The sequence below is a fragment of the Geobacillus sp. YHL genome (assembly GCF_022341265.1).
GTDB classification, from domain to species: domain Bacteria; phylum Bacillota; class Bacilli; order Bacillales; family Anoxybacillaceae; genus Geobacillus; species Geobacillus thermoleovorans.
In genome coordinates this window covers 48328-62460 of sequence record NZ_JAEIGB010000006.1, presented here as the reverse complement: position 1 = coordinate 62460, position 14133 = coordinate 48328, and the positions used below count along the sequence as shown (strand labels likewise).

Here is a 14133-nt window from a genome sequence, read left to right as displayed (position 1 = left end):
ACACGCGCTGCCGGCCGCCTGTTCATCATTGTCCATTCCCATGATCGCCCGCTCATAGCGGGCGGCTTTTTTTTATCGTCCTAAACCGACAAGGCCGCCATTTCTACAAGTGAGCGTAGGCGGCGGGAGTATGTCACCCGTTGCGTTATGCCAAATCATTTTCGTTCGGCAAAGCGGCCAGTGTATAATGAAAATAGAAAGCTGGAAAGAAGGTGATTTCGTGAACGTTCCGGGAAAACAGGCGGTATCGCTTGAAGAATTTTATCGCATGCGGGAAACAACCGATCGTATTTTAGAATATATTGATGGCGCTGTGTTGATGTCTCCCTCCCCTTCGACCCAGCACCAACGCCTATCGGGACGGCTGTACGTCCAACTGTTCCATTTTTTAGAAGGAAAGCCGTGTGAAGTGTTTCATGCCCCTTTTGATATCGAACTAAAGAACGAACGAATCGAAGGCAAGAAAATTGTCGTCCCTGATTTAACCGTGATCTGCGATCGAAGCGGATTAACGGACAGCAAATTTGTCGGCGTCCCAACGCTGATCATTGAAATTTTAAGCCCTTCCAACCAGGCGTATGATCTCGTGTTCAAATTGAACTTGTATATGCAATACGGAGTCGGTGAATATTGGATCGTGAACCCTATGCACTCTGTTGTGCAAATCTACTCGCTCAATGACGACGGACAATATGAACAAGCCGGCGTCTGGAAAGAAACCGGCATGGCATGTTCGCGCGCGCTTGACGGTTTTTCTGTTGATGTAGAACAACTATTTCGTCCTTGAGGGCGGCTTCATGGTATAATCTTGTAGAACAAAGGAGTGATGACGATGACGATGCCAAAAGCATTGACGATCGCCGGGTCAGACAGTAGCGGCGGCGCCGGGCTGCAGGCGGATTTGAAAACATTCCAAGAACTCGGTGTCTACGGGATGACGGCAATCACGACAATCGTCGCCATGGACCCGCACAACCGTTGGGCACATCAAGTGTTTCCCGTCGACCTCGCGACGATCGAAGCCCAGCTTGAGACGATCATCGTCGGCGTCGGCGTTGATGCTCTCAAAACGGGGATGCTTCCAACGACGGATATCATTGAATTAGCGGCGCGCACCATTGAAAAACATGGATTGAAAAACGCCGTCATCGACCCGGTTATGGTGTGCAAAGGGGCGGACGAGCCGCTCCATCCGGAAAATACAGTGTGCTACCGGGAAACGCTTGTACCAAAAGCAACGGTCGTGACGCCGAACTTGTTTGAGGCGGCGCAGCTAGCCGGCCTGCCGCGCATTGAAACGATCGAGGACATGAAGGAAGCGGCCGGGCGCATTCATGAACTCGGGGCCCAATATGTCATCGTCAAAGGCGGGCGGAAAATTCCGCATGACTATGCGGTTGACGTCCTTTACGACGGCAAAACGTTTGAACTCCTCGAATCGGAGCGGATTGACACGACGTATACGCACGGAGCAGGCTGCACGTTCTCGGCGGCCATCGCCGCCGAACTGGCGAAAGGCCGGCCGGTGAAAGACGCCATTGCGACGGCAAAAGCGTTCATCACCACCGCCATCCGCCACTCGTTCCCGCTCAACGAATACGTCGGGCCCACACATCACGGTGCGTACCGCCGCTACGGCGAACAATAATAGACAAGACCTCGTCCTTGTCTTTTTCCGCAACTCCCCTCCTTGAAATAGGAAGGGAGCGGGGCCTGCGCATATTGAAAAATCAAATGCCTCGAAACGGTTTGCATGGTGCTAAAATAGATGCCATATGGAAATAGAAAGGAAGGTGCCGCCATTGCGCGTCTCGGCTGTCCAATATCATCTTCACACCATCCGTTCGTTTGACGAGTTTGCCGCGCAAGTGACGCATTACGTCAAAACGGCGCAAGAGTTTGACGCCGAGTTCGTCTTGTTCCCAGAATTTTTCACGACCCAATTGCTTTCCATTCCACTTGATGACGGACGGCAAGCGACGATTGATGACTTGCCGAATTATACCGAAAAATACACTGAACTGTTTGTGTCGCTCGCCAAAGACACCGGCATGTATTTGATCGGCGGCACGCATGTCATCCGCCAAAACGGCAAGCTGTACAATGTCGCTCATTTATTCACGCCGGATGGGCACATCCATCAGCAGGCGAAATTGCACATCACCCCGACGGAAGTGAACGAGTGGAATATCGCTCCAGGCGACGGCGTGCATGTGTTTGAAACGGACAAAGCGACGATCGCCATTTTGACGTGCTATGACATCGAGTTTCCGGAAATCGTTCGTATGGCGCGCGCCAAAGGGGCAGATGTCATCTTCTGTCCGTCGTGCACCGATGACCGGCACGGGTTTTACCGTGTACGGTATTGCTGCCACGCGCGGGCCATCGAAAACGAAGTGTATGTCGTCACGACCGGCACGATCGGGTCGCTTCCGACGGTCGACTTTATGCGCGCCAATTTCGGCCAAGCGGCCGTCATCACGCCCAACGACATCCCGTTCCCACCCGGCGGCGTGCTTGCGGCCGGCGAGATCAACGACGACATGGTCATTACGGCTGACCTCGACTTATCGCTTCTTCGCAAAGTGCGGGAAAAAGGATCGGTCGCGACATGGCGCGACCGGCGCATCGACTTGTACCCGGATTGGAATCAAGTGAAATAGTCCTAAACGACAAAAAGGGTGCCCCTGCGCAAGGGGACACCCTTTTGCCTATTTTTAGGACAGCAACTGCTTGAATCGATCAAATTGTTCAGCTACTTTCCCTTCTGGCTCCTTCGTCAGCAAGCTGACGATCACAATCGCTGCCAAGCTGGCGGCAAAACCGGGGATCATTTCATACAACAGCCCTTTTAAGTAGGCGGATTGCGTCCAAAGAATGACCGTCAATGCCCCAGCGACCATGCCGGCGAGCGCCCCCCATTTCGTCATCCGCCGCCAGCATAAGCTCAACAGAATAACTGGGCCAAACGATGCGCCAAATCCAGCCCACGCATAGCCGACCAAGTTTAAAATGGTGTCGTTTTTCGTATACGCCAGCGCTGTCGCGACAATGGCGACAAGGAGCACCGACAAACGCCCGACGAAGACAAGCTCCTTATCCGAAGCCGCGCGGCGGAACACGACTTTATACAAGTCTTCGGTCAGCGAGCTCGACGTGACGAGCAACTGTGACGAGATCGTGCTCATAATCGCCGCTAAAATCGCCGCCAGCAAAAACCCAGTAATAATCGGATGGAACAAAATGTGTCCGAGTTGAATAAACACCGTTTCCGGATCATCAAGCTTCATGCCGCGCTGCGAAAAGTAAGCGATTCCAAAAAGACCGGTCAACATCGCCCCGACAACGGAGAAAATCATCCAGCCCATGCCGATGCGGCGGGCGCTTTTCATTTCTTTCACCGACTTAATGGCCATAAAGCGGACGATAATGTGCGGCTGGCCGAAATACCCAAGCCCCCAGGCGAATAATGAAATGATGCCAAGAAAACTTGTTCCTTTCCATATATTCAACAAGTTGGGATCGATGTCGCGAATCGTCTCCATCGTATCCACCGGCCCGCCTGTATGGAACAGCGTCACCACCGGCACCAGAATCAACGCAATGAACATAATCGTCCCTTGCACAAAGTCCGTCCAGCTGACGGCCAAAAAGCCGCCAAACAGCGTGTAGGCGACAACAACACCGCCGACGATCCACAATCCCGTATGGTAGCTAACACCAAATGAGTTTTCAAACAGAACGCCCCCCGAAACGAGGCCGGACGAGACATAAAACGTAAAAAAGACCATAATGACAATCCCAGATGCCATCCGCAACAATTTCGACGCATCGCCGAAACGGTTTTCCAAAAACTCCGGAATCGTAATCGAATCGTTCGCCACTTCTGTATAGACGCGCAAGCGCGGCGCAACGAACAGCCAGTTTGCATAAGCGCCAAGCGTCAAGCCGATGACGATCCATGCGGCGCTCACTCCATCGATATACATCGCCCCCGGCAGCCCCATGAGTAGCCAGCCGCTCATGTCGGAAGCCCCGGCGCTGAGCGCCGTCACCGCCGGTCCGAGCGTCCGGCCGCCAAGCATATAATCGGACAAATTGGACGTCCGTTTATACGCCCAATAGCCAATCCAAAGCATGCCGACTAAATACACAATGATGGAAAATAAAACCATATGGACTCTCCTTCCTCTACTGTCTTGTCACCACTTTCATCATAACGAAATTGATAGTATTTACACAATAGTATTTATTTTTCCATACCGCTATAATAAACAAATTGACAAAACCTTTGCCAACTCTACCCTCTTTCTGGTATAATATTCTGTAAATTCGAAATCAATCGTTTATGTCTTTTTATACATAAAAAATTATTTTATAAAAATGCACACGAAATGATATTAGCCATATGCCCTTCAGTTAATTTGGCGAAAAACATTGAAAAATGCGCCTTTTCCCCATTTATACGGCAGTACCAAAATGTTCAAACAATTATTTTTATAAAACCTATTGCATAATAACAAAAATATTGATAGTATGATAATCGTTCATCGACAATGATTCCAAAGGGGGATTTTATAGGATGTTAAAAATGAAGAAAGGTTTGATCGTAGCGGTCGTTGCTGCGTTGTTTATGGCGCTCGCCGCTTGTGGCAAGTCGACAGAAACAAGCTCTCCGTCAGGCGCTGAAAAAGAAGGGAAGCAAAAAATCACCGTCGGGACGGACGCGGCGTTTGCGCCATTTGAATATATGCAAAAAGGAAAAATTGTTGGGTTTGACGCCGACCTTTTGGATGCGGTGATGAAAGAAGCCGGCTTGGATTATGAATTAAAAAACATCGGCTGGGATCCGCTGTTCGCTTCGCTGCAAAGCAAAGAAATCGACATGGGCATTTCCGGCATTACGATTACGGACGAGCGGAAACAATCTTATGATTTCTCAGCTCCGTACTTTGAAGCAACACAAGTCATCTTAGTCAAACAAGGCAGCCCGGTGAAAAACGCCCTTGACTTAAAAGGGAAAACGATCGGCGTTCAAAACGCGACAACCGGTCAAGAAGCTGCGGAGAAGCTATTTGGCAAAGGCGATCATATTAAAAAATTCGAAACGAGTGTTGTTGCCATTATGGAACTGCTAAACGGCGGTGTTGATGCTGTCATCACGGACAACGCGGTGGCAAACGAATACGTGAAAAACAATCCGGACAAAAAATTGCAAGTCATTGAAGATCCACAAAACTTCGCTTCGGAATACTACGGCATGATCTTCCCGAAAGACAGCGAATTGAAAGCCAAAGTGGACGAAGCATTGCAAAAAGTGATCGACAGCGGCAAATATGCAGAGATTTACAAAAAATGGTTTGGCAAAGAACCGAATATGGAAGGCTTAAAACAACAACAATAAGCGCACGAACATAGAAAAATGCGTAACTGCTAGCAAGTTACGCATTTTTCTTAGAGAAAGGTGAGATCGATGGATTTTCGTTTTGATATTATTGTTGAATACGCCCCTTACTTTTGGCAAGGGCTGCTCGTAACGATCGGCGTATCATTAGCCGGCATCGTGTTCGGCCTCATTCTCGGCCTGTTCATCGGCCTTGGCAAAATGTCGTCCAACCCGATTATTCGTTTGCCGTTTTCGTGGTACATTAACTTTTTCCGCGGTACGCCGCTTGTCGTGCAAATTTTGCTCGTCCATTTCGGCGCCATGCCGCTCTTTTTCGCCCAGCCAAATGCCGTCGCTTCCCTGGCCGTCTCGCTGTCGCTCAACTCGGCCGCGTATGTGGCCGAGATTTTCCGCGCCGGCATCCAGTCGATCGACAAAGGGCAAATGGAAGCGGCCCGCTCGCTTGGGATGACGCATGCGCAGGCGATGCGCTACATTATTTTGCCGCAGGCGTTAAAGCGAATGATTCCGCCGTTTGCGAACGAGTTTATCGTCTTAATTAAAGATTCGTCGCTTGGGATGGTCATCGCCGCCCCGGAAATCATGTATTGGGGGAAAGCGGCCGCGGGTGAGTATTACCGCGTTTGGGAGCCGTATTTAACAGTGGCGTTCATCTATTTGCTCTTAACGCTTTCGTTAAGCAAACTGTCACACTATCTTGAAAGGAAGTATTCGACCCAATGATTGACGTACGCCAGCTGAAAAAATCGTTCGGTTCGCTCCAAGTTTTAAAAGGAATCGATGTCCATATTCGCGAAGGAGAAGTCGTGGTCGTCATCGGCCCATCGGGGTCGGGAAAATCGACGTTTTTACGCTGTTTAAACTTGCTTGAGGATTTCGATGAAGGTGAAATTATTATTGACGGCATTAATTTAAAGGCGAAAGACACGAACTTAAATAAAGTGCGGGAAGAAGTCGGAATGGTGTTCCAGCGCTTTAACTTGTTTCCGCATATGACGGTGCTGAACAATATCACGCTGGCACCGATGAAAGTGCGGAAATGGCCGCGTGAAAAAGCGGAAGCGAAGGCGATGGAGCTGCTCGCCAAAGTCGGGCTGCAAGACAAAGCGCACGTCTACCCGGACTCCCTCTCCGGTGGGCAGGCGCAGCGCGTCGCCATCGCCCGGGCATTGGCCATGGAACCGAAAATCATGCTGTTTGACGAGCCGACGTCAGCGCTTGACCCGGAAATGGTCGGGGAAGTGCTCTCGGTCATGAAGCAGCTGGCCAATGAAGGGATGACGATGGTCGTCGTCACCCACGAGATGGGCTTTGCCCGTGAAGTCGGCGACCGCGTCCTGTTTATGGACGGCGGCTACATTGTCGAGGAAGGGAAGCCGGAAGACTTGTTCGACCACCCGCAGCATGAGCGGACGAAAGCGTTTTTATCAAAAGTGCTGTAAAACGTCGTCTTGCCTGTTTGAGGCAAGACGACTTTTTTAGGCACATATCATGCCCCCTATAATGCAACCACGTTGCCTCTCCATCTCTTCAATGTTCCGTCAACGGCTCCCCCATTTCAGGCATCTATGACACCACAAAAGCTCTTCTGAACATAAAAAGCCGGCCGAACCCCGGCCAGCCTCGCTTTACAACACAAACTGCATCACCCAAATCGAACCGGCGACAACGACAACAGCAATAAAGAAGCTGTATACCATGTTGAACGTTTGCACTTTGCCGCTGTCGCTTTCGTTGACGTGCATGAATAGAAACAGCTGCAAGCTCGCTTGGATGATCGCGAACAAGACGATGATGACGATCACGGCTTTAAGCGGCAGCCCAGACGAGAGCGCCACCCAAAGAGCCGCAAACGTCAAGACGAGCGACAACAAAAACCCAATGATATGTTTCCACGGAAATGATTCGCGATGGCTGTTTGCGCCCATGTTAGATCACCATCCCTAACAAATAGACGAGCGTGAAGATGAAAATCCAAACGACGTCTAAAAAGTGCCAATACAAACTGACGATAAACACTTTGCGCGCCGTTTTCGGCGTAAAGCCGCGCTGGAGGAGCTGGATGATGATCAAAATCATCCAGCCAATTCCTACACTGACGTGGGCGCCGTGCGTGCCGACGAGCACGAAAAAGCTTGATAAAAATGCGCTCGTCTGCATCGTCGCTCCTTCATGGACGTAATGGATGAACTCGCGAATTTCAACCGTAATAAACCCCACCCCAAGCAGAAGCGTCACGAGCAGCCAGGCAATCAGCCCGCTCATGCGGCCGCGGCGCATTTCAAAAATGGCCAACCCACATGTGAAACTGCTCGTCAACAGCAACAACGTTTCGATCAAAACGTCTTTTACCTCAAACAGCTCCCCTGCCGTCGGCCCCGAGCCGGTCCGTTGGAACAAGACGAGATACGTCGCAAACAGCGTCGCAAACAGCGCGACTTCCGCCCCGAGGAAAATCCAGAAACCCAATATGTTCAACCGACTTTCTTGCGTCCGATACTCCAGCGGCACCGTTTCCTCATAGCGATGTGCAGCTTCTCCCATTCGTCACGCCCCCTTCCGCGCCGCTCGTTCCATCCGTTTGATTTCGTCAACCGGAATATGGTAGCCATCATCGTCTTCAAATGAGCGGAGAATCAATCCAAGCACAATGAACAACGCACCAACGATAGCCAACGCAAACCACTTGAACACAAGGCCGAACCCGGCGACGAAAAACGCCACCGACATCCAAAACGGGCGTCCTGAGTTGCTTGGCATATGGATCGGCTTCAAGTCTTCTTCTTTCACGTGGAAGCCGCCATACTTTTTCTTCATCACCCAATACGCGTCCACATCTTCGACAACCGGCGTCACCGGGAAATTGTAATGCACCGGCGGCGACGCGGTCGCCCACTCAAGCGTCCGTCCGTTCCACGGGTCGCCGGTCATGTCGCGCTCGCCGTAGCGGGCGCTGTAATAAATGTTGTAACAAAGCACGATAAACCCGATGCCCATCAAAACCGCCCCGACCGTCGCGACGACGTTGAGCGGCGTCCAGCCGAGACCAGCCGAGTACGTGTACATGCGGCGCGTCATCCCCATCAACCCGAGGAAATACATCGGGAAGAAGCAGACGTTAAACCCGATCATAAACAGCCAAAACGTCCATTTGCCGAGCCGCTCGTTTAAAATATGGCCAAACATTTTCGGATACCAGTAATGCAAGCCAGCAAAGCAGGCGAACACCGTACCCGCGATCAACACGTAATGGAAGTGGGCGATGAGAAAATAGCTGTTATGGTATTGATAATCGGCCGCGGCCATTGCCAGCATCACGCCTGTCACGCCGCCGATGACAAAGTTCGGAATAAACGCCAGCGACCAAAGCATCGCGGTTGTAAAACGAATTTTCCCTTTTCGGATCGTAAACAGCCAGTTGAAAATTTTCACCCCGGTCGGGATCGCGATCGCCATCGTCGTGATCGAGAAGGCAGAGTTCACGGCCGGCCCTGCGCCCATCGTAAAGAAGTGGTGCACCCAGACGATAAAGCTTAAAAACGCAATGCCCACGATCGAACCGACCATCGCCTTATAACCGAACAGCCGTTTCTGCGCAAACGTGCTGACCACTTCCGAGAAAATGCCGAACGCCGGCAAAATGACGATATACACTTCCGGATGGCCCCAAATCCAGAACAAGTTCGCCCAGAGCATCGACATGCCGCCGTTGGCCATCGTGAAAAACTGCGTATCAAACAGCCGGTCAAACGTCATGAGCGCCAAGGCGACCGTCAACACCGGGAAGGCGAAAATAATGAGCACGCATGTGATGAGAATCGTCCACGTAAACATCGGCATGCGCATCAACGTCATGCCCGGCGCACGCATTTTCAAAATCGTCACCAAAAAGTTGATCCCCGTCATCAACGTCCCGATTCCCGAAATTTGCAGGGCAACCGCATAGTAGTTGTTGCCGACGCCATGGCTGAACTCATTCCCCGCGAGCGGGAAATACGCCGTCCAACCGGCGTCCGGCGATCCGCCGATGACGAATGAAATGTTAAACAGCAACGCACCGAAGAAAAAGAGCCAAAAGCTTAACGCATTCAAATATGGAAACGCGACATCGCGCGCCCCGATTTGCAGCGGAACGACAATGTTCATCAAACCGATGATGAACGGCATCGCCATAAACAAGATCATAATCGTCCCGTGCGTCGTAAAAATTTCATTGTAGTGCTGGGCATCAAGAAATTTCATATTCGGAGCCGTCAGCTGCGCCCGCATCAAAAGCGCATCGACGCCGCCGCGGAAGAGCATCAAAACTGCGCAAATAATGTACATGACGCCGATTTTTTTATGGTCGACGGTAGTGAGCCATTCGTTCCACAGCCATTTCCATTTTTTAAAATACGTCAAGACGAACACAATGCCGATTATCGTTAAAACGATCGCGACATCAGCCGCGTAAATGAGCGGCTCTCCGGTTACGAAAAACTCGCTCCATTTCATCTTTCGCTCCTCCTTTCCTACTCCCCATGATGGTGACCGTTTGTCATCGTTTCATCATGTTGATCGTCATTTTTCATTGGCTTTCCATCTGCATGATGGCTGTTCTGTTTCGCATGGTCAATCCATTGCAAGTGGGTGTTCGAAAACGTCATTCGCCCAACAAGCCCCGGTTTTAAAATTTGTGTGTATTTTTCCTCATCGAGCTTCGGGGCGGTTTGTTTCACTTCATTTATCCATTTGCGGAAGTCCGTTCCCGTTTGGGCGACAACCTCAAATTCCATATGTGCGAACTTTTCCCCGGAAAAGTTGGCGCTCCGCCCCATATACGATCCTGGTTTATCAGCTTGTAAAATCAGCTCTGTCTCCATGCCGTCCATCGCATATTTTTGTCCGCCTAGCTCCGGCACCCAAAACGAATTCATCGGTCCGACGGACGTGAGCTTGAATTTGACCGGCACACCGGCCGGAATATGGACGTAGTTGACCGTTTCAATGTTTTCTTCCGGATAGCTGAAAATCCATTTCCAGTTCGCCGCCGTCACATGAATCGTGATCGGTTTCACGTTCTCGGTCGGCGGCTTTTCCAACGCAAACGTCGCCTTCACTGTTGGAACAGCGAGCGCAGCGACAATCAAAATCGGAATGGCCGTCCAGACGACTTCAAGCAACGTGTTTCCTTCCTCATCCGGCGGCTCATAGCCGGCATTTTCCGGCTTCTCGCGATAACGAATGAGAAAAACGGCAAACAACGTAAATACAACAACAATAATGAACAACATAAAGCCGACAGACCACATGATCAAATCATACTGCATGCGCGCCACCGGCCCTTGCGGATTGAGCACGGCCGTGCGCTCCACGCAGCCCCCAAGCAAAAACAAAAACGGCAAAACCAGCACCGCGCGCCATCTCGCCCGTTTCATCGCTATCGGTCCTCCCTCTTCTGCCCCAACCATTTCGGGGCCTTCCATGCATTTTCTTTTGTCTCTACCATATCAAAATTGAAAATGTTTGAAACGAATGAGCGAAAAAGTTCATAAATCAGCAAAACATTTGTCACAAACTGTTCAATCATTGTTCAACAAATCGCCACTTGTTTTCCTCGTTTAGGGAAATATTGATGAGAAAGGAGAGTTGCGGAAAAGCCCGCCATAAAACAAGACAGCTGAATTCTTTATGAAAAAGAACCCAGCTGTCCTTCGTTCGTTTGAATGGCATATCCTTGTTGCTGCAACTGTTTGCGAATGCGTGGGTTTAACGTTTGCCACATCCATTGTTCATACAACGCCTTTTTCTCTCCAGGCAATAAATAGTAGTGTCGGCCGGCCTGGCGGCGCGCCCGCTCGGTGACATCATAGAGCGCTAACGCAGCGGCGACGGAAATGTTAAAGCTTTGCACAAAGCCGTACATCGGAATGACAAACGTTCCGTCCGCCAAGCGGAGCGCCTCTTCCGACACGCCGCTATGCTCGTTGCCAAACAACAGCGCTGTCGGTTGGGACAGATCGATGTCGGAAACCGGAATCGTCTCCTCACCAAGATAGCTTGCATACACTTGATACCCTTGACTTTTCAAATCGGCAATGGCCGTTTTGATATCTGGCTTATGGTGGAGCGTCAGCCACTGATCGGCATAGCGCGTCACAAGCCGGTTCGGCGAAAACGGCGCCTTTCCCGTCACGATATGAACGTCTTGAACGCCAAACGCTTCAGCCGTCCGCAGCACCGCCGCTTGGTTATGCGGGTCATCGACCGCTTCGATCAAGACGGTAATATAGCGGGTGCGCTCATTCAAAACCTCATACATCCGCCGAAGCCGCCTTGGCAAAATCATTTCCCAAACCGGACGCGTCGATTCGGTGATCAGCCCTTCTTGCCGCAGCTGTTCCAAAAATGATGTCGCTTCCCGTTCTTCCACAACGCATCCCCCTTTCCAAGCCTAGCGTATTCTGTGTTTCCCATTGTACAAAATGACAGGATGCCAAGGCAATTCATGTATTTTTAAATACTATTCAGATTATTAAATATATAATAACTTGAAAACATTGCTCATTTACAACCTCTTTATCTATCGGTTAGTATTATAATGTAAGCGCTTCAAAAATACTTTTTCAAAAAATATTATTTATTATCAAGCTGTTTAACCTTGCTGAACAGCAAGAAGCGCCGAGCGCATTCGGCCGGCTGACAAAGCGCGGCATTCCGGGCGCGGCCTTGATCGCCACTGCGCTTGTCATGCTTGTCGGCGTATATTTGAACTACGTATCGGAAAAAGTGTTCCAATGGGTGACAAGCATCGCCACATTCGGCGCCATTTGGACGTGGGCGGTAATTTTGCTGTCCCAGCTGAAATTCCGCAAACAGTTGAGCGCGGAACAAGCACAACGTCTCACGTTCAAACTTCCGCTTTATCCATACAGCTCATACGTGTCGCTTGCCTTTTTGATCGGCGTTGCCGCCCTAATGGCGTATTTCCCGGATACGCGCATCGCTTTGATCATCGGCCCAGCCTGGCTGCTGCTTTTGACGGCAGTATACTTCGCCAAAGGAATGCATCGTCGCCAGCATGGCCAAGCCGAAGAAAAGCAAGCTGGATGACAAGTCCGATCAAAAGAGAGGGTGTCCCCATCCTTGCGGGACACCCTCTTTCTAAAACAAAAAGCAGGAAATGTGCAATCGCAGACCCCATCCTTCCGATCGGTCTATTTCCGTTTGGATCATGACTCGCTTTCACCCTCCAATCCTTTCATTCATCAACCGCTATGTAGGCTTGGCGCGGATGATTCGGCTGATCCGGGTATTTTAAGCGGATTTTCCCTTCCTCCAACAGCTTTCCTAAATAATTGTTGCGCAATCCATCCGGCGTCCGTTCGAGCAGCTCTGCCAGCTCTTTCAGACGCAGCGGCCGCTCGCGGCATAACCGAACGATCAATTGTTCCATGACCGCTGGAGCCAACCGTTTTTTTCGCCGTGCCAATTCTGCCATCTTCCATAGCCGTTCGTCGATCGTTTCCCCTTTTTCGTTGCTGTCATGCATACTGATGTCGTTGTTTACGGAGCTAAGCAAGCTATTTACGAACTTCAACTCTTTATTTATAGAGATCGACGTTCTATTTACGGAGTCAGACTCATTTTTTATGGAGTTCGACCCGATGTTTACGGAGTTTTTGGTTATATTTACGGAGTTTTCTTCGTTGTTGACGGAGTTGGTGTCTATACTTACGAAGTTTAGTTCGTTAGTTATGAAGCTCTCGGTTTCCTGTCCGCTGTCCGGATCCAGCCATTCGGGTTCCGACTGTTCCAGCTGTCCAGCCGGTTCTGTTTCCATTGTTGCGCTAATTTCAGCTGGAAATTGCAGCGGACACAACACAACGATTGTACGGTCTGGATTCGTTTGCTGCGAGATATCGACCGGACAGACAAGCGCCTGTTCCTGCATATCACACATTCGCTTAAGGCCCGATCCCGCGCGTTTGCATACGTCGATCAGCAAAAACATTTTAAAAATATTCGGGTTGCGCAAATTGCTTGTATGCCCCGCCATTGCCGCTTCAATCGGGATGCGAAACCGTCCCGGGTTGGCAAAGCGAAATGAACGATCCTCTTTTTCGACGGTGATGCCGCCTTCCTCCCCATAATCGGCATGAACGAGCGCATTGACGAGCGCCTCGCCAAGCAGAGCGCGCCCTTCATCCGACCAAACGTGACGCTCCAGCTCAGCCAACACGCGAAAATAAAAATCATAAATGTTGCCCGACCATGTGCCGTCTTGTGATGTGAACCGCTTCGTCCATCCTGCCGCTTCACCGTCAGTGTGCTCTCGATATTCCAAAAAGTATTGCGGCAGCACCTCGGTGATGATCCGCTCCTCACTGAACATCAACAATCCCGCGAGCGTCAGCCCTTCTTTGCTGCTGTCGCGCAGCTTGCCCCACGCGCCGATTTTGTATAAAAATTCTTTTGTCTCGAGCCCGTTCCACGGATGGCCCGGTTTCACCCGAGCAAACCGCTCGCGGTAATGGCTGACGGTCTCGAAATTGAGCTCACTTAAGCTGTAATGCTCTAAAATCAGGCTGTCTGCCAGCGCATGGGGGCGTTCATGAAACGAATTTGTATATTTATTCACTCCCGATCTTCCTTTGACGTTATTTTTGCAAAACAGTTTGATTCTCTTTTTCTATTGTACCATCTTTCCTTCTCCTTGCGGATAGTTGCCAAAAAAAGAAAACGGT

Annotated in this window: 13 protein-coding genes and 1 pseudogene; 7 read left to right on the top strand and 7 right to left on the bottom strand. The window is 50.5% G+C overall.

Annotation, left to right across the window (positions count from 1 at the left end):
- Positions 1-187: 187 nt before the first annotated feature.
- The 3 genes from JCR24_RS07785 to JCR24_RS07775 all read left to right on the top strand — a co-directional run bounded on the left by JCR24_RS07785 (position 188) and on the right by JCR24_RS07775 (position 2663).
- Positions 188-787, top strand: a complete 600-nt coding sequence (locus JCR24_RS07785) for a Uma2 family endonuclease (RefSeq protein ID WP_238980415.1) — start codon at positions 188-190, stop codon at positions 785-787.
- A gap of 45 nt (positions 788-832) precedes the next feature.
- Positions 833-1648: a pyridoxine/pyridoxal/pyridoxamine kinase gene (gene pdxK / locus JCR24_RS07780; protein ID WP_238980414.1), complete on the top strand. Its 816-nt coding sequence runs from the start codon at positions 833-835 to the stop codon at positions 1646-1648.
- Between the two features lie 154 nt (positions 1649-1802).
- On the top strand, positions 1803-2663 hold the full coding sequence (locus JCR24_RS07775) for a carbon-nitrogen hydrolase family protein (RefSeq protein ID WP_238980444.1): 861 nt from the start codon (positions 1803-1805) through the stop codon (positions 2661-2663).
- 54 nt (positions 2664-2717) lie between these two features.
- Here the strand turns inward: JCR24_RS07775 and putP are convergent, their stop codons facing one another.
- The gene (gene putP, locus JCR24_RS07770) at positions 2718-4175 is read right to left on the bottom strand and encodes a sodium/proline symporter PutP (protein WP_238980413.1); all 1458 of its coding nucleotides are present in this window, start codon (positions 4173-4175) and stop codon (positions 2718-2720) included.
- 407 nt (positions 4176-4582) lie between these two features.
- On the opposite strand from putP, the gene JCR24_RS07765 reads away from it, so the two are divergent.
- From JCR24_RS07765 to JCR24_RS07755, 3 genes are all read left to right on the top strand, one after another.
- Positions 4583-5404, top strand: a complete 822-nt coding sequence (locus JCR24_RS07765) for a basic amino acid ABC transporter substrate-binding protein (RefSeq protein ID WP_011232917.1) — start codon at positions 4583-4585, stop codon at positions 5402-5404.
- A 69-nt stretch (positions 5405-5473) separates the two neighbouring features.
- Positions 5474-6130, top strand: a complete 657-nt coding sequence (locus tag JCR24_RS07760) for an amino acid ABC transporter permease (RefSeq protein ID WP_011232918.1) — start codon at positions 5474-5476, stop codon at positions 6128-6130.
- A complete protein-coding gene (locus JCR24_RS07755) occupies positions 6127-6849 on the top strand; it encodes an amino acid ABC transporter ATP-binding protein (protein ID WP_011232919.1) in 723 nt (240 codons plus the stop codon). The genes JCR24_RS07760 and JCR24_RS07755 overlap by 4 nt, the downstream gene beginning before the upstream one ends.
- 186 nt (positions 6850-7035) lie before the next feature.
- Here the strand turns inward: JCR24_RS07755 and qoxD are convergent, their stop codons facing one another.
- The 5 genes from qoxD to JCR24_RS07730 form a co-directional block, all read right to left on the bottom strand.
- Positions 7036-7335, bottom strand: a complete 300-nt coding sequence (qoxD, locus tag JCR24_RS07750; RefSeq protein ID WP_011232920.1) for a cytochrome aa3 quinol oxidase subunit IV — start codon at positions 7333-7335, stop codon at positions 7036-7038.
- Between the two features lies 1 nt (position 7336).
- Positions 7337-7951: a cytochrome aa3 quinol oxidase subunit III gene (qoxC, locus tag JCR24_RS07745; protein WP_160270581.1), complete on the bottom strand. Its 615-nt coding sequence runs from the start codon at positions 7949-7951 to the stop codon at positions 7337-7339.
- Positions 7952-7954: 3 nt separating this feature from the next.
- The gene (gene qoxB, locus JCR24_RS07740; protein WP_238980412.1) at positions 7955-9901 is read right to left on the bottom strand and encodes a cytochrome aa3 quinol oxidase subunit I; all 1947 of its coding nucleotides are present in this window, start codon (positions 9899-9901) and stop codon (positions 7955-7957) included.
- 17 nt (positions 9902-9918) lie between these two features.
- Positions 9919-10830, bottom strand: a complete 912-nt coding sequence (gene qoxA, locus JCR24_RS07735) for a cytochrome aa3 quinol oxidase subunit II (RefSeq protein ID WP_370643319.1) — start codon at positions 10828-10830, stop codon at positions 9919-9921.
- Positions 10831-11075: 245 nt separating this feature from the next.
- Complete coding sequence (locus JCR24_RS07730) at positions 11076-11819, bottom strand: TrmH family RNA methyltransferase (protein WP_015376115.1); 744 nt, start codon at positions 11817-11819, stop codon at positions 11076-11078.
- Positions 11820-12037: 218 nt separating this feature from the next.
- Here JCR24_RS07730 and JCR24_RS07725 point away from each other — a divergent pair.
- Positions 12038-12499 (top strand): annotated as a pseudogene (locus tag JCR24_RS07725) (amino acid permease); the annotation flags it as partial.
- Between the two features lie 148 nt (positions 12500-12647).
- Here JCR24_RS07725 and JCR24_RS07720 read toward each other — a convergent pair.
- Positions 12648-14027, bottom strand: a complete 1380-nt coding sequence (locus JCR24_RS07720) for an ATP-binding protein (RefSeq protein ID WP_238980410.1) — start codon at positions 14025-14027, stop codon at positions 12648-12650.
- Positions 14028-14133 lie beyond the last annotated feature (106 nt).

Excerpts from the sequence above, each read along its gene's own strand:
- JCR24_RS07785 (WP_238980415.1), top strand. The coding sequence starts at position 188 with ATGAAAATAGAAAGCTGGAAAGAAGGTGATTTCGTGAACGTTCCGGGA.
- pdxK (WP_238980414.1), top strand. The coding sequence starts at position 833 with ATGACGATGCCAAAAGCATTGACGATCGCCGGGTCAGACAGTAGCGGC.
- putP (WP_238980413.1), bottom strand. The coding sequence starts at position 4,175 with ATGGTTTTATTTTCCATCATTGTGTATTTAGTCGGCATGCTTTGGATT.
- JCR24_RS07765 (WP_011232917.1), top strand. The coding sequence starts at position 4,583 with ATGTTAAAAATGAAGAAAGGTTTGATCGTAGCGGTCGTTGCTGCGTTG.
- JCR24_RS07760 (WP_011232918.1), top strand. The coding sequence starts at position 5,474 with ATGGATTTTCGTTTTGATATTATTGTTGAATACGCCCCTTACTTTTGG.
- JCR24_RS07755 (WP_011232919.1), top strand. The coding sequence starts at position 6,127 with ATGATTGACGTACGCCAGCTGAAAAAATCGTTCGGTTCGCTCCAAGTT.
- qoxD (WP_011232920.1), bottom strand. The coding sequence starts at position 7,335 with ATGGGCGCAAACAGCCATCGCGAATCATTTCCGTGGAAACATATCATT.
- qoxC (WP_160270581.1), bottom strand. The coding sequence starts at position 7,951 with ATGGGAGAAGCTGCACATCGCTATGAGGAAACGGTGCCGCTGGAGTAT.
- qoxB (WP_238980412.1), bottom strand. The coding sequence starts at position 9,901 with ATGAAATGGAGCGAGTTTTTCGTAACCGGAGAGCCGCTCATTTACGCG.